The organism is Rugamonas sp. DEMB1 (genome assembly GCF_029834475.1).
Taxonomy (GTDB): domain Bacteria; phylum Pseudomonadota; class Gammaproteobacteria; order Burkholderiales; family Burkholderiaceae_D; genus Rugamonas; species Rugamonas rubra.
The window spans coordinates 825,611-846,248 of sequence record NZ_CP122407.1; the positions used below are offsets into that span (position 1 = coordinate 825,611).

A 20,638-nucleotide genomic window follows, 5' to 3' on the forward strand; every position below is an offset into this window, starting at 1 on the left:
CGAATAATTAATAAATCAAGTTATTTTATTTAATCGTGCGGCAGGGAAACAGCGGCCTGTGCGGCGATTGACGGCGCCCGCCGCGGCGCGCTAAGCTGGACCGCAAGCCGGCCGCAGGGCCGCTTCCCAACCCCATTTTCAGCGGAGCGCCCTTGACCATATCCCGTTCGCCGGACCCGCAGTCCGATCCCCAGTTGGCCCCTCTGCTGGCGCTGCTGGCCGCGCGCGCCGTGCCCGGCCGCCGCTTCCTGCTCGGCCTGGTCGGCGCGCCCGGCGCCGGCAAATCGACCGTCGCCGAGCGCTTGGCGCAGAGCCTGCCCGGCCGCGCCGTGGTGGTGCCGATGGACGGCTACCACCTGGCCAACAGCGAGCTGGCGCGGCTGGGCCGGGCCGGCCGCAAGGGCGCGCCCGACACCTTCGACAGCGCCGGCTACGTCGCCCTGCTGGCCCGGCTGCGCCAACACGCGCCGGGCGAGACGGTGTACGCGCCGCAGTACCGGCGCGAGCTGGAGGAGGGCGTGGCCGGCGCCATCGCGGTGGCCGACTCGGTCGAGCTGGTCGTCACCGAGGGCAATTATCTGCTGCTCGAGCAGGACCACTGGGGCGGCGTGCGGCCGCTGCTCGACGCCGTCTGCTACATCGACATCGAGCCGGAGTTGCGCCGCCGCCGGCTGCTGGAGCGCCACATGCGCTTCGGCCGCGCCGAGGCCGACGCCCGCGCCTGGATCGAGTCCACCGACGAGCCCAACGCGCGCCTGATCGAGCAGGGCCGCGCCCGTGCCGACCTGGTCTTGCGCTGACTCCCCGGCGGGGACGGACCGGCGCCACGCGGCCTGAGCGGTTGCCAAGGCCGGCGCGATGGTGCAGACTCGCGCTTTTGTTGCAACCATCACACAGGGGCGCGCCCGGCGCGGCCCGGGAGCAGGACACATGCAGCACACACCACCATCGGCCGCAGTAGACCCCGAAGCGGGCGCCGCCGACCATCTGCGTCCGCGCGGCTCCAACCAGACCGGCCTGCGCCAGTTCAACGAGCGCGTGGTGCTGCAGGCCATGCGCCTGCACGGCGCGTTGCCCAAGGCCGAGCTGGCGCGGCTGACCGCGCTGAGCACGCAGACGGTGGCGCTGATCGTCGCCCGCCTGGAACAGGACGCGCTGGTGCACAAGCACGCCCCGCTGCGCGGCAAGATCGGCCAGCCCTCGGTGCCGATCGCCCTGAATCCGGACGGCGCCTTCTCCTTCGGCGTCAACATCGGCCGGCGCCGCCTCGACGTGCTGCTGATCGACTTCACCGGCGTGGTGCGCCAGCGCGCCTCGCTGGCCTACCGCTTCCCCGAGCAGGAGGTGGTGTTCCCCGCCATCGCCGCCGAGGTGGCGCGCATGCGCGCCGCGCTGCCGGCCGCGCTGCGCGCCCGCCTGCAGGGCGTCGGCGTGGCCGCGCCGCTGCAGCTGGACCGTTGGCACGCGCTGATGGGCACGCCGCCGGGCCAGGCCGGCTGCTGGGAGCGGCAGGACATCGCCGCCCGCATCGCCGCCGACACCGGCCTGCCGGTGCGCTTCGCCAAGGACACGGCGGCGGCCTGCGTCGCCGAACTGGTGGCCGGGCGCGGGCGCAGCGTCAAGAGCTTCCTGTACTTGTTCGTCGACACCTTCATCGGCGGCGGCCTGGTGCTCGACAGCCAACTCTACGCCGGCCTGCACGGCAACGCCGGCGCGGTCGGCTCGCTGCCGCTGGCGGTGGCGGTGGCCGGCGGCGCGGGTGATGGCGTCGGCGCTGGCACCGGCCTTGCCGACGGCGCCGGTTCCGCCGCCGGGGCCATCGGCCCCGATGCTGTTGGTGCTGCTGCCGGCGCCGCCGCCGCGCAGCCGGCGCAGCTGCTCAGCGTGGCCTCGCTGCTCGGCCTGGAACAGCGCTTCACCCAAGCCGGCCTGGACCCCACCGCCGCCACCGACGAGCGCGCCATGCAGGCGCCCTGGTTGGCGCACAGCGCGGTGTGGGCCGAGCAGGGCGGCGGCGCCATCGCCATGGCGCTGGCCAGCGCCAACTGCCTGCTCGACCTGGACGGCGCCATCGTCGACGGCTCTTGCAGCCGCGCCCTGCTCGAGCTGCTGCTCGAGGCGGTGACGGCCGCGCTGCGGCGCTACAACTGGGAGGGCGCGCGCTGCCCGCAGGTGCTGGCCGGCACCATCGGCGCCGACGCCCGCGCGCTGGGCGGCGCCCTGCTGCCGCTGTACGTCAACTTCGCCCCCGATCCCGAGGTGTTCCTCAAACTCGACGCCTGAATTCGGCGCACAATGGGCAAATCAACCATACCCGGCTGCAGAAACTGCGCTTGATCAGAACTCCTCCCACTCCTCGTTGCTGACCTGTTTCGCCGCCGCCCGCGCCCGCGCCGGCGCCGGCGCGGCGGTTCGCGGCGGCGCCGCCTTGCGCGTGAGCGCCAGCGCCGTCACCGGCGCCCGCGCCCGTGGCGGCGCCGGCGGCGCGATGGCGGCGCGGCGCGCCGGCGCGGCCACGGCGGCCGGCGCCGCCGACTGCTCGAGGCGGAACACGCTGACCACCTGCGCCTGGTGGGCGGCCTGCTCCTGCAGCGCCTCGGCGGCGGCGGCGGCCTGCTCGACCAGCGCGGCGTTCTGCTGGGTCACCGCGTCCATCTGGCCGATGGCCTGGTTGATCTGCTCGATGCCGGCGATCTGCTCGGCGCTGGCCGAGGAGATCTCCTGCATGATGTCGGTGACGCGGCGCACGCTGTCGACGATCTCGCTCATCGTCGTGCCGGCCTGCCCGACCAGCCTGCTGCCGACCTCGACCTTGTCGACCGAGTCGTCGATCAAGCCCTTGATCTCCTTGGCCGCCGCCGCCGAGCGCTGCGCCAGGTTGCGCACCTCGGTGGCGACGACGGCGAAGCCGCGGCCCTGCTCGCCGGCCCTGGCCGCCTCCACCGCCGCGTTCAGCGCCAAGATGTTGGTCTGGAAGGCGATGCCGTCGATGACGGCGATGATGTCGACGATGTTGCGCGACGAGGCGTTGATCGAGCTCATCGTGTCGACCACCTGGGCCACCACCTCGCCGCCGCGCAGCGCCACCGCCGAGGCGGTCGCCGCCAGGGTGTTGGCCTGGCGCGCGTTGTCGGCGTTCTGCTTGACGGTGCCGGTCAGCTGCTCCATCGACGAGGCGGTCTGCTCCAGCGAGCTGGCCTGCTGCTCGGTGCGCGCCGACAGGTCGGCGTTGCCGCGCGCGATCTCGCCGCTGGCCGTGGCGATGGTGTCGGTGCCGCGCCGCACCTCGCCGACGATGCCCACCAGGCTGGCGTTCATCGCCCCCAGCGCGGCCAGCAGCTGGCCCGTCTCGTCGCGCGAGTGGGCCTCGATGTGCCCGCTCAGGTCGCCGCCGGCGACGGTCTGGGCGATGCGCACGGCGTTCGCCAGCGGCGTGACGATGTTGCCGCTCAACAGCCAGGCCAGCACGCCGGCCAGGGCCATTGCGGCGGCGCCGCCGAAGATCATGGTGTTGGCGGTGCGGCCGTGCAGCGCCGCCGCCTGCCTGGCGCGCGCCGCCAGCAGGCCGTTCCTCGGCCTGGCTGATCTGCTCCAGCAGCGCGTGCATCTTGTCCATGCCGGCGCGGCCCCGGCCGGCCTTGACGAAGTCGAGCACCCGTTCGATGCTGTTGACGTCGCCGGCCTGGCGGCGCAGCATCAGCACCGGTTCGATCGCCTGGACCAGCCAGTCGGCCTGGGCCTGTTCCAGCTGGCGCAGGCGGTCCTGCTGGGCCGGGTTGTCGGCGGTCAGCGCGCGGGTCTTGTCGAGGTGGGTCTTGAAGTCCGCCTGGCCCTGCTTGAGCGGCGCCAGCGCGGCCTCGTCGCCGGTCAGCGCGAAGCCGCGCTCGCCCGTTTCGATGTTCATCAGGCTTTCCAGCACGTCCTGCGTCTCGGCCATCACCTGGTAGGTGTGGATGTTCCAGCCGTTGGCCTGCGACATGCTGGAAAAGTTCAGATAGGCGCTGCCCATCAGCGCCGCCATGATGGCGACCACGGCGCCGAAGGCCAGGTAGAGTTTGGGGCGGATGCCCAGGTCGGAGAAGCGCATGCCGTGACTCCTTGAGTGCGGTTTGAAAGCCGGTCTGATCTACATCAACCTGACGACTCTAGCACCATCGCCTGCCCACAAACTCACGCTTTGTCGCGTTGCGATGGAACCACGTTCCGCATCGCGGTGCGCCTGTTTGGAGGTCGGCGGGGACGCGCCGCGCAGCCAGAACCGCAACTGGGGCATTGGCGGACTGGCCAGGCCGAGGATCGGTAGCCGCATTGGCCGCCGTCTCTCTCTGTTCGAGCAAGCTCGGACATAATTTTTTTTACAAAGTAAACTATTAGGCGTTTTCCGGTTTGACCTCAATGGTTTGTTGGGCTAGATTGTAAAGTGACATGCAGCAGCTGCGAGGCGGGAGCCCCGCATGGCGGGGAGCGAGGTTTGGGACGTGGGCAATCCGGCCCGTCTGAGTCATTCGGCTTATGGAAGTGGTGCCTCACCATGAAATATGACAGCGTTGATTTGGCCGCTCTTGCTGAACGACTGGTTGCCGCCAGAAAGGCGGCAAATCTAACGCAAGAGGCGGCAGCAAACCATTTGAACCTGAGCCGTCCAACGTTCATTGCGATTGAGAAGGCCGTCCGGCGCCCCAAGCCGGAAGAGTTGGTCAAGTTGGCGGGACTGTACAAAGAGCCGCTCAACAGACTCCTGCGCAATGCTCCCCGTCCGGCCGACGGGCTACGCCCGCATTTGCGCTCAATACTCGATCCTGCCTTGGGTGCTGAAGCGCCGTTGGAGTCGGCGATTGCGGCGCTTTCGGCGTACATCGACGACTATCAGTATCTCGAACGCCTCGTGGCGGCGCGACGAAGCACACATTTCCCGCCAGCGGTGCGCATGGCGGCCGGCCCGGTCGAGCGATTTGCCGAGCACTGCGCGCAGGAGGAGCGGGCCAGATTGAACCTCGGCGCACACCAAGCTATCTATGCTTTGCGGAAGGTATTGGAGGAAGCCGGTTTGCACGTGTTTATCGACAAGCTCGATTCGACACTCGCTGGTCTGTACATGTTCGTCCCCGACTTCGGCTTCTGTATTTTGGTCAATCGGCTGCATCCAAGGGAGCGCCGGCGCTGGACCATCGCGCATGAGTACGCCCATTTTCTCAGTGATCGCGGCCGACCGGGGGTGGACTATCTGCAGCAGACGCGGCGCAAGCCGGAGGGGGAGCGCTTCGCCGACGCGTTCGCGGCGGCCTTGCTGATGCCGGAGGCAGGCGTCCAACGCCGTTTCTACGAGGCGCTTGAGCGTAGCGGGGACTTCAAGGTCGGCGATCTTTGCCACATGGCCGATTATTTTGCTGTTTCGCCAATGGCGATGACCTTGCGTCTCGAGTCCATTGGGCTGATCCCGCGCAGCCGTTGGGATCGCATCAGCGGCTCAGGCCTTCCGCTCGGCGAACTGAAGCAGGAAGCCGGCGGCGGGCTGGCGCACGACGATGCGGTGGAAGCCTACCCGCAACGCTACAAGATGCTGGCGGTCCAGGCCTTCGTCGACGATAAAATTACCGAGGGCCAGTTGGCGAGGCTGTTGCGTTGCACGCGGATCGAGGCGCGTGAGATCGTTGAGCGGTGTTCTGCCGGGGGCGACGACGGCGACGGAATGGCCGGGATGTCGCCCCTGTTGTTCACCCGTTCGCTGTTGTCCAACACGACCGGGTGAGCCGGGGATGGCTGGCCATATCATCGATTGCTGTTCGCTGCTCAATCTGTACACCGGGTGGGGGCGATTGCTCGAGTTGCGCGCCTTGAAGCGGACTTGGTATGTGTGCGAAGCGGTGCTTGAGGAGGCCGAGTACACGCGCGAATATGGCGCCGACGGCACAGCTGTCCTGGTGCCGCTGCGGATGTCTGAAGTGAATCGCGACGCCGTCCTGTTGCCGGCGTGTATAGCGACAGACGCCGAGATGCAGGACTACGTCAATTTTGCATGCGAACTCGACGATGGCGAGGCCCAGGCTCTTTCCATCGCAAAACACCGGGGTTTCGTGCTGCTGAGCGACGACCGGAAGGCAATGAGTGTGGCCCGCCGTGCCGACGTCGCCGTGCCAACGACGTCGACGCCGGAGGTGCTGCGGGCCTGGGCGCAGCTGGATCCGCACAACGCGGCGCGGCTGGTCGAGGTGGTTCGCAGGATCACCGCGCTGGCACGCTTCAGGCCACGGACGGACTCAGCAGATTTCCAATGGTGGAACGCCTGCCTGTAGCGTCGGCGCCGCGCGGCCCTTTGAGCGACGGCGCGCCCAGCAGCGAGACGGTGTCGCGCCAGGCCTCCTCAAATTCGACATGGTAGTTGTCGTACAGGGGGACGAACCAGGGACAAAGCGTGGCCAGTTCGCGCGTCGGCAGGTACACCGGCGACAAGGGCAGGGTTCCCTTGGGCGCCTTGACCACTTCCACCTGCGACTTGGCGTTGGTGGCGAATGCGATGGTGCTGCTTTTTTCGACGTCCTGCATCGCCAGCGCGATCTCACAACGGTCCCGGCCTTGCTTGCGCTTGACCAGACGGCCTATCGATTCGGGCCGCATCACGCCAAGAAGCTTCTCGGCATAGGCCTTTTCGAGCGCGCCCTTGGACATTTCTTTGCCGGACTGCACCTTCAGCAAGGAGTAAATCGCTTTCAGGACGTGCGACTTGCCAAGGCCATTCTCCCCCACGATCACGTTCAGTCCGGGGGCGAACTTCCATTCCGTATTGGGTACGGTGGTGAAATTCTGGAATGTGGCCTTTGTCAGCATATTACTGTCCTGCATGTGTTCTTTGGTTCGCGAGCAGTTGTACTGGATTGCCTACATCAAAATGACGTCGTACTGCTCCTGGTGGTAGGCGGTCTCGACCTGCAGCGAGATCTTCTTGCCGATGAAGTCGCCCAGCATCGCCAGGTGCTGCGACTCCTCCTCGAGGAACATGTCGACCACCTCCTGCGAGGCGAGGATGCGGAACTCGCGCGGGTTGAACTGCTTGGCCTCGCGCAGCAGCTCGCGCAGGATCTCGTAGCAGATGGTGCGCGAGGTTTTGACCTGGCCCTTGCCGGCGCAGGCCGGGCAGGGTTCGCACAGGATGTGGGCGAGCGACTCGCGGGTGCGCTTGCGCGTCATCTCGACCAGGCCGAGCGCCGAGAAGTTGCTCACCGAGACCTTGGTGCGGTCGCGCGACAGCGTCTTCTTCAGCTCGAGCAGCACGGCGTTGCGGTGCTCGGCGTTGTCCATGTCGATGAAGTCGAGGATGATGATGCCGCCCAGGTTGCGCAGGCGCAGCTGGCGGGCGATGGCGTGGGCCGCCTCCAGGTTGGTCTTGAAGATGGTGTCGGCGAAGTTGCGCCCGCCGACGAAGCCGCCGGTGTTGACGTCGATGGTGGTCATCGCCTCGGTCTGGTCGACGATCAAATAGCCGCCCGACTTGAGGTCGACGCGCCGGCCCAGCGCGCGCAAAATCTCCTCCTCGACGCCGTACAGGTCGAACAGCGGCCGCTCGCCGGTGTAGTGCTGCAGGCGCGGCAGCACGCTCGGCGTGTAGGTCTTGGCGAACTCGGACAGGTTGATGAAGTTCTCGCGCGAGTCGACCTGGATGCTCGCCGTTTCTTCATGCACGAAGTCGCGCAGCACGCGCTGCGCCAGGCTCAGGTCCTGGTGCAGCAGGGTGGTGGCCGGCTTGGTGCGGGCGCCGTTGCCGATGGTCGCCCAGGTCTTGCGCAGGTACTCGACGTCGGCGCCGATGTCCGAGTCGGAGGCCTCCTCGGCCTGGGTGCGCACGATGTAGCCACCCTTCTCGTCGGCCGGCAGCAGCCCTTGCAGGCGGGTGCGCAGCGCCTCGCGCTCGGACTCCTTCTCGATCTTTTGCGAGATGCCGATGTGCGAATCCTGCGGCAGGTAGACCAGCATGCGGCCGGCGATCGAGATCTGCGTCGACAGGCGCGCGCCCTTGGTGCCGATCGGGGCCCTTGATCACCTGCACGGTCAGCACCTGGCCGTCGAACAGGATCTTCTCGATCGGCGTGGGGGCGGTGTTCTGGCCGTCGTGCGGGCGGGCTTCCCAGATGTCGGCGACGTGCAGGAAGGCGGCGCGCTCGAGGCCGATGTCGATGAAGGCCGACTGCATGCCGGGCAGCACGCGCACGACCTTGCCGGAGTAGACGTTGCCGGCCAGGCCGCGCGTCAGGGTGCGCTCGATGTGCAGCTCCTGCACCGCGCCCTGCATGATGAGGGCGACCCGGGTTTCCTGCGGGGTGATGTTGATCAGTATGTCTTCGTTCATGTGTCTCGTTTGCCTGCTGGTGGGTGGGGGAGGCGAACGACGATCATACACGGGCTTATGGCAATGGCAAACCGGCTTGGCGCAGCAATTGCGCCGTTTCGTACAGCGGCAGGCCCATGATGCCGGAATGGCTGCCCTCGATGTGCTCGATGAAGGCCGCCGCCGGCCCCTGGATGCCGTAGCCGCCGGCTTTGTCGTAGGGCTCCAGGGTGGCGCAGTAGGCGGCGATGGCGGCCGCCGACAGCACGCCGAAGCGCACGTTGGAGACCTGGGTGACCTGGCCGCTGAACTCGGCGTGGTGGACGGCGACGGCGGTCAGCACCTGGTGGGTGCGGCCGGACAGCTGCTCGAGCATGGCGACGGCCTCGGCGCGGTCGGCCGGCTTGCCGAGGATGGCGCCGTCGATGGTGACGGTGGTGTCGGCGGTGAGCACGGTGCGCGGGCGCAGGTGGCGGCGCTGCACCAGGTTCCAGGCGAAGGCGGCCTTTTCGCGCGCGACCCGCTCGACATAGGCGGCCGGCGCCTCGGCGGCCAGCACCTCCTCGGTGACGTCGGCGCCGCGCGGACCGTCGCTGCGCAACAGCAGGAGTTCGAAATCGATGCCGATCTGGCGCAGCAGTTCGCGCCGGCGCGGGCTTTTGGAGGCGAGGTAGATCGTCTTGTCGATGGGTTTCATCGTAGGAGTGTAGTGCCAAGTTGCCGCTAGGGCAAGTCGGACGGGGTGCGGGGCCTCCCGTGTCGCGGAGAAACCCCAGCGGCGCACCGTAGGGTCAGACCCTGAGGGTCTGACCCTGTATTCGGCCCGCGCCTTAGACGCGGTGGTAGGGGTGGTTCTGGGTGATCGACCAGGCGCGGTAGAGCTGCTCGGCCAGCATCACCCGCACCATGCCGTGCGGCAGGGTCATGCTGGAGATGCGGATCAAGCCCTCGGCGCGCGCCTTCAGCTCGGGGTCGAGGCCGTCGGCGCCGCCGATCAGGAAGGCCGTGTCGCGGCCGTCCTGCTGCCAGCTTTCCAGCTGCTGCGACAGGCCGACCGAGGTCAGGTCCTTGCCGCGCTCGTCGAGCGCGATGATGCGCACCGACTTGGGCAGCGCCGCCTCGATGCGCTCACGTTCGAGCGCCATGGCGGTGGCGGCGGTCTTGCTGCCGGAACGGTCGACCGGCTTGATTTCCTTCAGCACGATGCGTAGTTCCGGCGGCATGCGCTTGGCATACTCGGCGAAGCCCGTCTCTATCCAGGCCGGCATTTTGTGGCCGACCGCGACGATAAGGAGCTGCATCGAGCCTTACTCGGCGACTTTTTTGATGCGCTTGATGACCGTCTTGGCCGGTGCCTCGGCGGCGACTTTCGGCGCCTTCGGTGCTTTCGGCTTCGGTGGCAGCGCCTTCAAGGCGGCCGCGGCGGCGGTGGCGCTCTTGGTCGAGGCGACCTTGACGACCTTGCCGACCGGGGTGGCGGCTTTTTTGGCGGCCGGCTTCTTGGCGGCGCTGGTGGCGGCTTTCTTGGCCGGCGCTTTCTTCTCTTTCTTCTCGATCACCGGGCTGGCCGACACTGCCGCCTTCGACGCAGCCAAGTGGCCGCTGGTCTTCTTCGGTTCCACGTCGCCGTCGGCCTTTTTGGCACGCTTCTCGGCGCCCAGTTTGACCGGCTTGTCGCCCCAGATTTCTTCCAGGCGGTAGTAGGCGCGGATTGGTGCTTGCATGATGTGGACGATCATGTCGCCCAAGTCGACCAGCACCCATTCACCGGTGTCCTCGCCTTCCATGCCGTAGACTTCGCCGCCGGCGGCCTTGATCTTGTCGCGGACGGAGGCGGCCAGCGCCTTGGTTTGGCGGTTCGAGGTGCCGGAGGCGATGGCGATCCGGTCGAACAGGCTGGTCAGGTGGACGGTGTCGAATACGACGATGTCTTGCGCTTTGACGTCTTCGAGGGCGTCAACGACGAGGGTTTGCAGTTTTTTGATGTCCATTTAGCTTTTGTATAGATTATGTTGTTCAATATAGTCTAGCACTAGCGGCGCGATAAGCGAGTTTGCCTTATCCCCCCGTTGTAATGCCGCACGTATTTGGGTGGCGGAGATATCCACCGCGAAGTCTTGTGCCAGATAAGTCAGACCGTGCGGCGTGTTGCGGATTTGTTCAATACTGTTTAGTCGGGTGGAAAACTCGGCGGCCACGGCGGCCGGCAGGCCGGCCTTGGCCAGCTCGAAACCGGGCCGCGCGGCGACGCCGATGTGCGCGTAGTCGAACAGCCGGCGCCAGTCGTGCCAGGTGTCGAGCCGTTGCAGCTGGTCGGCGCCGACGACGAACACCAGCGAGGCCTGCGGCCCCAGTTCGGCGCGCAACTGGCGCAGCGTGTCGATGGTGTAGCTGGGCGCACCGTCGGCGCTGCGTTCAATTTCCTGCGTGTCGATCACGACCGGCACGGCCAAGTCGGCGAAGGCCAGGCGCGCCATCTCGGCGCGTTGTTCCGGCGTGGCCTGCACGCTGTCTTTTTGCCATTGGCGGCCGACCGGGATCACACGCAGCTGGGTCGCCTGCAGCAAGGCTGCGAAGTGGACGCCGAGGCTGACATGACCGTGGTGGACCGGATCGAAACTGCCTCCCAGCAGCACGACGCATGGCCTCACGTGGTGAGCCAGTCGCGCGGCGGCAGGAAGTCGGTGTACAGCGCCGCCTCGGGCGTGCCGTCCTCCGGCTGCCATTCGTAGCGCCATTTGACGATCGGCGGCATCGACATCATGATCGCCTCGGTGCGGCCGGCGCCCGACTGCAGGCCGAACAGCGTGCCGCGGTCGAAGATCAGGTTGAACTCGACGTAGCGGCCGCGCCGGTAGGCCTGGAAGTCGCGTTCGCGCTCGCCGTAGGGCGTGTCCTTGCGCCGCGCCAGCACGGGCAGGTAGGCGTCGAGGAAGCCGTCGCCGACGCTGCGCACCATGGCGAAGCTTTGCTCGAAGCCGGCGGCGTTGTAGTCGTCGAAGAAGATGCCGCCGATGCCGCGCGCCTCGCGCCGGTGTTTCAGGTAGAAGTACTCGTCGCACCATTTCTTGTAGCGCGGGTGCAGCTCGTCGCCGAACGGCGCCAGCGCGTCGCGGCAGACGCGGTGGAAGTGCGTGGCGTCCTCGGCGTAGCCGTAGTAGGGCGTCAGGTCCATGCCGCCGCCGAACCAGCACACCGGGGTGCCGTCGGCCGTGCTGGTGGAGAAGAAGCGCACGTTCATGTGCACCGTCGGCGCGTGCGGGTTGCGCGGATGCAGCACCAGCGACACGCCCATCGCCTCCCACGGCCGGCCGGCCAGCTCGGGCCGGTGCGCCGAGGCGGACGGCGGCAGCGCCGGGCCGGTGACGTGCGAGAAGTTGACGCCGCCGCGCTCGATCACGTTGCCTTCTTCGACCAGGCGGGTGATGCCGCCGCCGCCGCCCGGGCGCTCCCATTCGTCGCGCAGGAAGGCCTTGCCGTCCAGCGACTCGAGCGCCTGGACGATACGGTTTTGCAGCTCAAGCAGATAGGCTTTGACGGCGGGAGGATTGGGGGAAAACGACATTGTGCGGCGCAAAACAAAAAGTAAGGGTCGATTGTACCCTGTTGCGCGTTTTTGTGATAGCTGCGAATGGGGGGAGGGGGCTGACGGGAGCGTCAAATCAGCCGAGGGCGCAGAGCCAGGGTCAGACCCTAGGGTCTGACCCTCGATTGTCGCCAGCGGTGTTGCCGTGCTCGACGGCGTGGGCGCGACTACTTAGTGCTTCAGGCCGCGCCAGCCGATGTCGCGGCGGCACTGCATGCCCTCGAAGGCGATCTGGTCGACCGTCTCGTAGGCCTGCTTCTGCGCCATCTTGACGCTGTCGCCCAGGCCGACCACGCACAGCACGCGGCCGCCGCTGACCTGCAACTGGCCGTCGACCTCGACGGTGCCGGCATGGAAGGTGACCGACTCGGCCGTTTCGGCCGGGATGCCGTCGATCACGGCGCCCTTTTGCGGCGCGTCCGGATAGCCGGCGGCGGCCAGCACCACGCCGACGGCGGTGCGGCGGTCCCACTCCAGCTCGACGGCGTCGAGCGTGCCGTTGACGGCGTGCTCCATCACCGACAACAGGTCGGTCTTCAGGCGCGCCATGATCGGCTGCGTCTCCGGGTCGCCCATGCGGCAGTTGAACTCCAGCGTGCGCGGCGTGCCCTTGTCGTCGATCATCAGGCCGGCGTAGAGGAAGCCGGTGAACGGGATGCCGTCCTTGGCCATGCCGGCGATGGTCGGGTCGATGATCTCGCGCATCACGCGGGCGTGCATGGCCGGCGTGACGATCGGTGCCGGCGAATAGGCGCCCATGCCGCCGGTGTTCGGTCCCTGGTCGTGGTCCTTCAGGCGCTTGTGGTCCTGGCTGGTGGCCAGCGGCAGGATGTTCTTGCCGTCGCACATGACGATGAAGCTGGCCTCCTCGCCGGCGAGGAATTCCTCGATGACGATGCGGGCGCCGGCGTCGCCGAAGCGGTTGTCGGCCAACATGTCGTCGACCGCCTGGTGCGCCTCGTCGAGCGACATGGCGACCACCACGCCCTTGCCGGCGGCCAGGCCGTCGGCCTTGATGACGATGGGCGCGCCCATCGCGGCTATGTAGGCGTGCGCCGGGGCCACCTCGGAGAAGGTCTGGTAGCGCGCCGTCGGAATGCCGTGGCGCTGCATGAAGGCCTTGGCGAAGTCCTTCGACGACTCCAGCTGGGCCGCTTCCTTGGTCGGGCCGAACACCTTCAGGCCGCGCGAGCGGAACAGGTTGACGATGCCGCCGGCCAGCGGCGTTTCCGGGCCGACCACGGTCAGGCCGATGTGCTCGCGCTCGACGAAGGTGGCCAGCTCGTGCAGGTCGGTGATGTTGACGTTGACCAGGCGCGAATCGCGCGCGGTGCCGCCGTTGCCTGGGGCGACATACACCATCTGGATGCGCTCGGACTGCGCCAATTTCCATGCCAGCGCGTGTTCGCGGCCGCCGGAGCCGACTACCAAAATTTTCATAGGACCGTTCGTTCAAAAGGAGAGCGGAAAACGGCGGCCTCGCGGCCGCCGTCCAGGGGAGAGCTAGGGCCGATCAGTCTTCGATCAGCGCGTTCGAATAGATTTCCTGCACGTCGTCGAGGTTTTCCAGGGCGTCCAGCAGCTTTTGCATCTTGACGGCGTCGTCGCCGGTGAACACGGTCTCGGTGGCGGGCTTCATGATGATCTCGGCCACCTCGGCCTTGAAGCCGGCCGCGTCGAGCGCGTCCTTGACGCTGGCGAAGTCGTTGGGCGGGCACAACACCTCGAAGCCGCCCTCGTCGTCGGCCACCACGTCCTCGGCGCCGGCCTCGAGCGCCGCTTCCATCAGCGCGTCCTCGTTGACGCCGGGCGCGAACAGCAGCTGGCCGCAGTGTTTGAACATGAAGGACACCGAGTTCTCCGCGCCCATGTTGCCGCCGTGCTTGTTGAAGGCGTGGCGCACCTCGGCCACCGTGCGCACCCGGTTGTCGGTCATGCAGTCGACGATGATGGCGGCGCCGCCGATGCCGTAGCCCTCGTAGCGCACCTCCTCGTAGGCGGCGCCGTCCTCGCCGCCGGTGCCGCGGCTGACCGCGCGCGACACGTTGTCCTTCGGCATGTTGGCGTCGGCCGCCTTGTCGACCGCCAGGCGCAGGCGCGGATTGGTGGCGATGTCGCCGCCACCCATGCGCGCGGCCACGGTGATCTCCTTGATCAGACGCGTCCAGATTTTTCCACGTTTAGCGTCCGTTGCGGCCTTTTTGTGCTTGATATTGGCCCATTTGCTGTGTCCAGCCATGTTCGATCTTCCTTCGGCGGTGTGTCGGTGAGGCCGGTATTTTAGCATACCGGCAGGGGCGGAGCCGCGCCCGCCGGCCTCTTTCGGCCTCTTTCGCCGCGCCGCGGCAACGGCCGCGCTGCGCCGCAGCAAAGGCCGCGCTGCGCCGCACCAATAGAGGAAACCCTCAATTTCTTGTAGGCAAGCTGTCATCTGGCGGTGCTAGGATCACCTTTTGGCAATATTTCCTCGGGAGACAGCAAGATGGACAGAAGGCAGTTTTTGAAGTACAGCGGCTTCATCACCGTGTCGACCGCCACCACCGGCCTGGCCGGCTGTGGCGGCGGCAGCACCCAGGCCGACCCGGCGTTGCCGCCGGCCGCTGGCGCCAACTGGACCTTCCCGCAGAGTATCGCCTCGGGCGACCCGCGCGCCGACAGCGTGATGCTGTGGACGCGCGCGCTGCCGGCCGGCGCCGACCCGGTCGGCCCGGCGCCTAGCGCCGCCGACGTCGGCCTGCGCGTGCTGGTCACCGCCGCCGACAACGCCGCCGCGCTGGGTAGCAACGCCGCGCTGAGCGGCACCATGGTGGTCGACACCACGCTGGCCCTCAAGTCCGCCTTCGACAACACGGTGCGCCACAAGGTCACCGGCCTGAACGCCAACACCGTCTACTACTACCAGTTCGTCGCCGGCGACGTGCGTTCCAACGTCGGCCGCTGCAAGACCGCGCCGGCGGCCGACGCCGACGTCGCCCAGCTGCAGTTCGCCTACCTGACCTGCCAGGACTGGAGCGTCAACCACTGGGGCGCGCTGGCCAACATCGCCGCCACCGAAAAGCTCGACTTCATCGTCCACCTGGGCGACTACATCTACGAGACGGTCGGCGAGGACTTCCAGAGCGGCGCCGTGGAGAGCCGCCACGACAAGCTCAAGCTGCCCGACGGCACCTTCAAGCACGGCAGCTCCGGCGCGCGCTACGCCACCACGCTGGCCGACTACCGCTACCTGTACAAGAAATACCGCACCGACAGCCGCCTGCAGGCGGTGCACGAGCGCTTCGCCTTCATCGCCATCTGGGACGACCACGAGTTCTCCGACGACTGCTGGCAGGACGCCGAGACCTACGAGGGCAGCTTCAACGCCGACGGCAGCGACCTGCGCCAGCCGCAGCGCCGGCGCAGCGCCAACCAGGCCTGGTTCGAATACATGCCGGCCGACGTCAGCTTCGACGCTGCCAGCGACAGCGTGCAGAACATCAAGATCTACCGCGACTTCCAGTTCGGCAAGCTGATGCAGCTGGTGATGACCGACGAGCGCCTGTACCGCTCCGACCACGCCATCCCCGAGGCGGCGATCAACCCGGCCACCGGCAAGCCGCTGGGCAGCCTGGGCGCGCGCTACATGGTGCCGCAGGATGTGCTGGCCGGCGCCGAGGCGAAGAAGATGGCCGGCGGTGTCAGCATCGGCGCCGACCCGCTGAGCATTGTCGGCATCCTCGGCACCACCCAGCGCGGCTGGTGGAAGGACAAGATGAAGTCCGCCACCAGCACCTGGAAGCTGTGGGGTAACGAGGTCTCGCTGCTGCGCATGGGCCTGAACGGTTCCGACGCCATCGCCACGCTGCTGGCGCTGAACTCCATCGCCACCCTGGCCGGCAAGGTCGGCACCACCGCCGCCGCCGTCGGCGGCAACGTGCCGGTGGCCGCCGCCCTGGTCGCCGCCGTCACCGCCGGCGCCAGCAACACCGTGGCGCAGGCCGCCGCCGGCGCCATCGCCGGCGCCGCCGCCACCACCGCCGCGCGTGCCGCCGCGGCGGTCGGCGCCGGTTTGAGCGCGGCCCAGGCCGGCATCGCCGCCGCCACCTTCGGCGCGGCCGCCGCCGCCACCGGCGCCGAGGCGCAGGCCACCGCCGCCGCGCAGACCATCGCCTTCGGCTGGATCAAGCCGGACGTGCAGGCCAACAAGGCCGCCTCGGCCTTCGTCGTGGCCTCCGGCAAGCAGGCCGCGCTGGCGCCGTTCTTCACCCGCTTCCTGCTCAACTGCGACCAGTGGGACGGCTTCAACGCCGAGCGCAAGGACTTGATGGCCCACCTGAAGAGCAACAACGTGGCCAACGTGGTGGCGCTGACCGGCGACATCCACTCCTTCTTCGCCGGCACCGTCAACGACGACTTCGACGCCGCCGGCGGCGGCACGCCGGTGATGGTCGACCTGGTCTCGGCCGGCGTCAGCTCGGACTCCTTCTACACCTACATCAAGTCGGCCGCCGACAGCCTGGGCGACATCGCCGCCCTGGTCACCTACCCGCTGCCGATCCCGGTGCCGGGCGTGGGCACCTTGACCCTGCCGCTCAACCTGCTCGACTACACCATGGGCAAGGCGGCGCCGACCGTCGACACGCTGGCCGAACAGATCCGCGTGCAGTTGCGCGGCATGCTGGGCGCGGCCGGTCTGCCGGAGGCGCAGCTCGACCCGACCGTGGCCGCCGTGCTGGCCGGCTTGAAGGCCAACAGCGCCTTCAGCGTCACCCTGCTGGGTCTGGCGCAGCAGTTGGCGTCGCTGGGCAACAACCCGTGGCTCAAGCACCTGAACACCGACGCCCAGGGCTACACCGTGGTCACGCTGACCCCGGGCAAGCTGGTGGCGCAGTTCAAGCAGGTCAACAAGCTGGTCGGCGGCAACGCGCCGAGCAACGTGGTGGCCCGTGTCACCACCGCCACCGTCGAGGCTGGCAAGGCGGCGGTAACTGTCGCCTAAGACGTAGGCCGGCCGGAGAAAACCCAGCGGTGCGCATTGAGGGTCAGACCCTAGGGTCTGACCCTGTCTGACCCTGGCTGACCCTGGCTCTCTGCCGCTGGTGTTGTTGTATCCGCCTGCGCCTAAACTTGGCGTCCAATGGCCGGCCCTGGTTCCACCGCCACGGCCGGCCTTTCCGCATTGCAAGCCCGTCCCGAGCGGCCTGCGCCGTTTGCCCTTACAATCTGGGCATGGAAAAAAGCTTATCGCACGCCCCGCAGGGCGCCCACGCGCGCCGCGCCTATCTCGGCGGGCTGCTGCTGGCCATTGGCGGAGCCGTGCTGTTCTCCACCAAGGCGGTGGTGGCCAAGCTGCTGTACCGTTACCACATCGACGCGGTCACCCTGATCGCCTTCCGCATGCTGTTCTCGCTGCCGGTGTTCGCCGCCGTCGCCGTTTGGCAGATGCGCAGCGGGCCGCCGCTCAGCGTGTCCGACCGCTGGCGCCTGGTCGGCATGGGCCTGATCGGCTACTACCTGTCGAGCTTCCTCGACTTCCTCGGCCTGCAATACATCTCGGTCGGCCTGGAGCGGCTGATCCTGTTCCTCACGCCCACCTTCGTGCTGCTGATGACCACCGTCTTCCTGCGCCGCCACATCAGCCGCAAGCAGTGGCTGGCGCTGCTGATCTCCTACTGCGGCATCGTGCTGGTGTTCCTGCACGACCTGAAGGGCGGCGCCAGCAACGTCGCGCTCGGCTCGATGCTGGTGCTCGGCTCGGCCGCCTCCTACGCCGTCTACCTGCTGCTGTCGGGCGAAATGGTCAAGCGCCTCGGCGCGCTGCGCCTGGTGGCCTACGCCATGTGCGTCTCCAGCGTCGCCTGCATCGCCCAGTTCTTCCTGCTGCGCCCGGCCTCCCTGCTGATCCAGCCGGCGCCGGTGTACTGGCTGTCGCTGGTCAACGGCATCCTCTGCACGGTGATGCCGGTGTTCATGACCATGATCGCCGTGGCCCGCATCGGCGCCGGCACCGCCTCGCAGGCCGGCATGATCGGCCCGGTCTCGACCCTGTTCCTCGGCGCGCTGGTCCTCGGCGAGAGCATCACGCCGTGGCAGCTGGCCGGCACCACGCTGGTGCTGGCGGGGATCTACCAGTTGTCGAAGAATAAATAGTTTAGCTCGTTTTCTTTTCACCCATCACCACGGAAGCCGCCATGACCACCCGCATAGCCCTGATCGCCCACGATAAGAAAAAAGACGACATGATCGCCCTGGCCGGCGAGTACCTCGATTTCCTGCGCAGCTGCAGCCTGACCGCCACCGGCACCACCGGCGGCCGCCTCGCCAACGAGCTGGGCCTGAAGGTCGAGCGCAAGCACTCCGGCCCCTTCGGCGGCGATTTGCAGATCGGCTCGCTGCTGGTCGAGGGCCGCATCGACTGCGTGATCTTCCTGCGCGACCCGATGACGCCGCAGCCGCACGAGCCGGACATCAACGCCCTGGTGCGCGCCTGCGACGTGCACAACATCCCCTGCGCCACCAACATGACCTCGGCCCACCTGGTGCTGTCGCAGCTGCAGTTGCGCGCCGCCCAGCAGGCCGTCGCGCCGCTGTAAAGCGGGTTAGACTTTGTGCGGCGGCCGCGCCGCCCACGCAGATCGCCACACAGGAGTGAACATGACAAAAGTAGTCCGCATGAACCGCGTCGGCGGTCCCGAGGTGATGGAACTGGTCGAGGTGGCGCTGGGCGCGCCGGGGCCGGGCGAGGCGCAGGTGCGCCACGAGGCCATCGGCCTCAACTACATCGACGTCTACTTCCGCACAGGCCTGTATCCGCAGCCGCTGCCGGCCGGCCTGGGCCTGGAGGGCGCCGGCGTGGTCGAGGCGGTGGGCGAGGGCGTGACCCACGTCAAGGTGGGCGACCGCGTCGCCTACGCCGGCCGGCCCAACGGCGCCTACGCGCAGGCGCGCAACATGCCGGCCGACGTGCTGCTGGTGCTGCCCGACTCGATCGGCTTCGAGACCGGCGCGGCGATGATGCTGCAAGGGCTGACGGTGCAGTATCTGTTCCACCGCACGGTGGCGCTGAAGGCCGGCGACACGGTGCTGTTCCACGCCGCCGCCGGCGGTGTCGGCCTGATCGCCTGCCAGTGGGCCAAGGTGATGGGCGTGACCTTGATCGGCACGGTCGGTTCGGACGAGAAGGGCGCGCTGGCGCTGGCGCACGGCGCCAGCCACGTCATCAACTACAACAAGGAGAACTTCGTCGAGCGGGTGCGCGAGCTCACCGGCGGCAAGGGCGTCTCGGTGGTCTACGACTCGATCGGCAAGGACACCTTCACCGGCTCGCTGGACTGCCTGGCGCCGCTGGGCATGATGGTCAGCTTCGGCAACGCCTCCGGCCCGGTGCCCGAGTTCAGCCTGCAGGAGCTGGCCTCGCGCGGCTCGCTGTTCATCACCCGGCCTTCCTTGATGAGCTATATGGCCAAGCGCGAACGAACCTGGAGGCGTCGGCCAAGTCGCTGTTCGGCGTGGTGGCCAGCGGCGAAGTCAAGATCGAGGTGCGCCAGCGCTATAATCTGGACCAGGTGGCGCTCGCCCATACCGAACTGGAGGCGCGCAAGACCACCGGCTCGTCCATTTTGCTGCCTTGATCCGCCCACCAGAGAAACCGCCATCGCCATGACCGACCACACCGACAGCAGCACCCCATCCGCCAAGCCGGCGGCGCCCGACGACGGCTCGCCCAAGTTCGGCCGCCTGCTGATCGTGCTGGTGCTGGCGGTGGCGCTGATCGGCGTGATCACGCTGACGGCCGAGGCCTACTACTCCTAGCCGACGGCCGCGGACATGAAAAAACGCGCCGAGGCGCGTTTTTTTGTTACCCCGCAAAGCGCGGCGGCCGGGGACGGACCCCGTACGGGTCCGTCCCCTTGGGTTGCGGGGTGGGGGTTTAAGCCGCCGGCACCGGTGCGCTTGGGCTGGCCGGCGCGGCGGCGCCGTCGTCGCTGGCCTGTGGTGCGATCTTCAGGTCGACCCGGCGCGGCACGCCGCTCTGGCCGGGGAAACCGGTGAAGGCGCTCTGCACCAGCGCCGGCATGACGTGCGGCGTGGCCTGCACGCGGCTGGAGTTGGTGACGGTGACGTCGTACAGCTTGCGGCCGTCGCGGCTGTTGATGGTCACGCGCAGCAGGCGCTCGTAGTTGTGCTTGACCACTTCCTCCACCTCGTAGGCGTTGTAGCGCCACGGGTCGTAGTAGAACGGCCGGTAGCCGTAGCGGTAGAAGCCGTAGCGGCTGTACGGCCAGGCCGGGCCGGCCCAGAACGGGTCGTTGGCCTGCAACACGCGCACCGGCACGTCGGTGGTGGAGAAGTGCATGCCGACGCGCAGGCCGGCGCTGGCCGGGTCGTTGGTCTGGCGGAAGCCTAGCTTGGCCATCTCGTTGCTCACGAGCACTTGATAGCTGTGGTATTCGAGGGTGTCCTCGGCCGCCGGCGGCGTCTCGAACACATAGGATTTGTCCTGTGGCGCGGCCGGCCAGTCGTTGAAGGCGGTGACGTTGCTGCGGATGGTGGTGGCGCAGCCGCTCAACAGGAGGCTGGCGGCGGCCACCAGGATGGCCAGATATTTCATGATATTGCTCTCCGATCAGTGACGAATCAGTGACGATAATGGCTAAAACCTAGTTTACGACGATGCATAGGCGCCCGCCTGATTATTACAGATTGTTACGGCGGACGGGAAACCGGAAACCTGGCGGCAAGCTCGCGGCAAC

At 67.7% G+C, this 20,638-nt stretch carries 17 protein-coding genes and 3 pseudogenes; 9 read left to right on the forward strand and 11 right to left on the reverse strand.

What is annotated here, in order from left to right; genetic code table 11:
* The first annotated feature begins 158 nt into the window (after nucleotides 1-158).
* Entirely contained in the window at nucleotides 159-800 is a 642-nt protein-coding gene (locus tag QC826_RS03865) for a nucleoside/nucleotide kinase family protein (RefSeq protein WP_409567859.1), read from the forward strand.
* A gap of 130 nt (nucleotides 801-930) precedes the next feature.
* Nucleotides 931-2,283, forward strand: coding sequence for an ROK family protein (locus tag QC826_RS03870; protein WP_279764483.1), 1,353 nt, complete (start codon nucleotides 931-933; stop codon nucleotides 2,281-2,283).
* A 54-nt stretch (nucleotides 2,284-2,337) separates the two neighbouring features.
* On the opposite strand, the pseudogene QC826_RS03875 reads toward QC826_RS03870, so the two are convergent.
* Nucleotides 2,338-4,087 (reverse strand): annotated as a pseudogene (locus tag QC826_RS03875) (methyl-accepting chemotaxis protein).
* A 444-nt stretch (nucleotides 4,088-4,531) separates the two neighbouring features.
* Here QC826_RS03875 and QC826_RS03880 point away from each other — a divergent pair.
* Both QC826_RS03880 and QC826_RS03885 read left to right on the forward strand, forming a co-directional pair.
* Nucleotides 4,532-5,749: an XRE family transcriptional regulator gene (locus QC826_RS03880; RefSeq protein WP_279764484.1), complete on the forward strand. Its 1,218-nt coding sequence runs from the start codon at nucleotides 4,532-4,534 to the stop codon at nucleotides 5,747-5,749.
* A 7-nt stretch (nucleotides 5,750-5,756) separates the two neighbouring features.
* Nucleotides 5,757-6,293, forward strand: coding sequence for a hypothetical protein (locus QC826_RS03885; RefSeq protein ID WP_279764486.1), 537 nt, complete (start codon nucleotides 5,757-5,759; stop codon nucleotides 6,291-6,293).
* Here QC826_RS03885 and QC826_RS03890 read toward each other — a convergent pair.
* The 9 genes and pseudogenes from QC826_RS03890 to QC826_RS03930 all read right to left on the reverse strand — a co-directional run bounded on the left by QC826_RS03890 (nucleotide 6,241) and on the right by QC826_RS03930 (nucleotide 14,145).
* Nucleotides 6,241-6,825, reverse strand: coding sequence for an ATP-binding protein (locus tag QC826_RS03890; RefSeq protein WP_279764488.1), 585 nt, complete (start codon nucleotides 6,823-6,825; stop codon nucleotides 6,241-6,243). The genes QC826_RS03885 and QC826_RS03890 overlap by 53 nt on opposite strands.
* Before the next feature lie 51 nt (nucleotides 6,826-6,876).
* Nucleotides 6,877-8,341: pseudogene (rng, locus tag QC826_RS03895) on the reverse strand (ribonuclease G).
* Between the two features lie 55 nt (nucleotides 8,342-8,396).
* A complete protein-coding gene (locus tag QC826_RS03900) occupies nucleotides 8,397-9,017 on the reverse strand; it encodes a nucleoside triphosphate pyrophosphatase (RefSeq protein ID WP_279764489.1) in 621 nt (206 codons plus the stop codon).
* Between the two features lie 133 nt (nucleotides 9,018-9,150).
* Nucleotides 9,151-9,621, reverse strand: a complete 471-nt coding sequence (rlmH, locus tag QC826_RS03905; RefSeq protein WP_099415497.1) for a 23S rRNA (pseudouridine(1915)-N(3))-methyltransferase RlmH — start codon at nucleotides 9,619-9,621, stop codon at nucleotides 9,151-9,153.
* 6 nt (nucleotides 9,622-9,627) lie between these two features.
* The gene (gene rsfS / locus QC826_RS03910) at nucleotides 9,628-10,311 is read right to left on the reverse strand and encodes a ribosome silencing factor (protein ID WP_279764490.1); all 684 of its coding nucleotides are present in this window, start codon (nucleotides 10,309-10,311) and stop codon (nucleotides 9,628-9,630) included.
* On the reverse strand, nucleotides 10,312-10,956 hold the full coding sequence (locus tag QC826_RS03915) for a nicotinate-nucleotide adenylyltransferase (RefSeq protein WP_409567763.1): 645 nt from the start codon (nucleotides 10,954-10,956) through the stop codon (nucleotides 10,312-10,314).
* A gap of 11 nt (nucleotides 10,957-10,967) precedes the next feature.
* Complete coding sequence (gene hemF, locus QC826_RS03920; protein ID WP_279764491.1) at nucleotides 10,968-11,885, reverse strand: oxygen-dependent coproporphyrinogen oxidase; 918 nt, start codon at nucleotides 11,883-11,885, stop codon at nucleotides 10,968-10,970.
* A gap of 192 nt (nucleotides 11,886-12,077) precedes the next feature.
* On the reverse strand, nucleotides 12,078-13,346 hold the full coding sequence (gene purD, locus QC826_RS03925; RefSeq protein ID WP_279764492.1) for a phosphoribosylamine--glycine ligase: 1,269 nt from the start codon (nucleotides 13,344-13,346) through the stop codon (nucleotides 12,078-12,080).
* Between the two features lie 73 nt (nucleotides 13,347-13,419).
* The gene (locus tag QC826_RS03930) at nucleotides 13,420-14,145 is read right to left on the reverse strand and encodes a YebC/PmpR family DNA-binding transcriptional regulator (protein WP_279764493.1); all 726 of its coding nucleotides are present in this window, start codon (nucleotides 14,143-14,145) and stop codon (nucleotides 13,420-13,422) included.
* A 243-nt stretch (nucleotides 14,146-14,388) separates the two neighbouring features.
* Between QC826_RS03930 and QC826_RS03935 the strand changes: the two genes are divergently transcribed.
* The 5 genes and pseudogenes from QC826_RS03935 to QC826_RS03955 all read left to right on the forward strand — a co-directional run bounded on the left by QC826_RS03935 (nucleotide 14,389) and on the right by QC826_RS03955 (nucleotide 19,697).
* Nucleotides 14,389-16,884 carry an alkaline phosphatase D family protein gene (locus QC826_RS03935; protein WP_279764494.1) on the forward strand — a complete coding sequence of 832 codons (2,496 nt, stop codon included), beginning with the start codon at nucleotides 14,389-14,391 and terminating at the stop codon, nucleotides 16,882-16,884.
* 230 nt (nucleotides 16,885-17,114) lie between these two features.
* On the forward strand, nucleotides 17,115-18,035 hold the full coding sequence (locus QC826_RS03940) for a DMT family transporter (RefSeq protein WP_279764495.1): 921 nt from the start codon (nucleotides 17,115-17,117) through the stop codon (nucleotides 18,033-18,035).
* A gap of 41 nt (nucleotides 18,036-18,076) precedes the next feature.
* Complete coding sequence (locus tag QC826_RS03945) at nucleotides 18,077-18,478, forward strand: methylglyoxal synthase (protein ID WP_279764496.1); 402 nt, start codon at nucleotides 18,077-18,079, stop codon at nucleotides 18,476-18,478.
* A 61-nt stretch (nucleotides 18,479-18,539) separates the two neighbouring features.
* Nucleotides 18,540-19,516 (forward strand): annotated as a pseudogene (locus QC826_RS03950) (quinone oxidoreductase family protein).
* A 28-nt stretch (nucleotides 19,517-19,544) separates the two neighbouring features.
* Nucleotides 19,545-19,697, forward strand: coding sequence for a hypothetical protein (locus QC826_RS03955; protein ID WP_174900388.1), 153 nt, complete (start codon nucleotides 19,545-19,547; stop codon nucleotides 19,695-19,697).
* A 118-nt stretch (nucleotides 19,698-19,815) separates the two neighbouring features.
* Here the strand turns inward: QC826_RS03955 and QC826_RS03960 are convergent, their stop codons facing one another.
* Nucleotides 19,816-20,496, reverse strand: a complete 681-nt coding sequence (locus QC826_RS03960) for a DUF4136 domain-containing protein (RefSeq protein WP_279764497.1) — start codon at nucleotides 20,494-20,496, stop codon at nucleotides 19,816-19,818.
* Nucleotides 20,497-20,638: the final 142 nt, after the last annotated feature.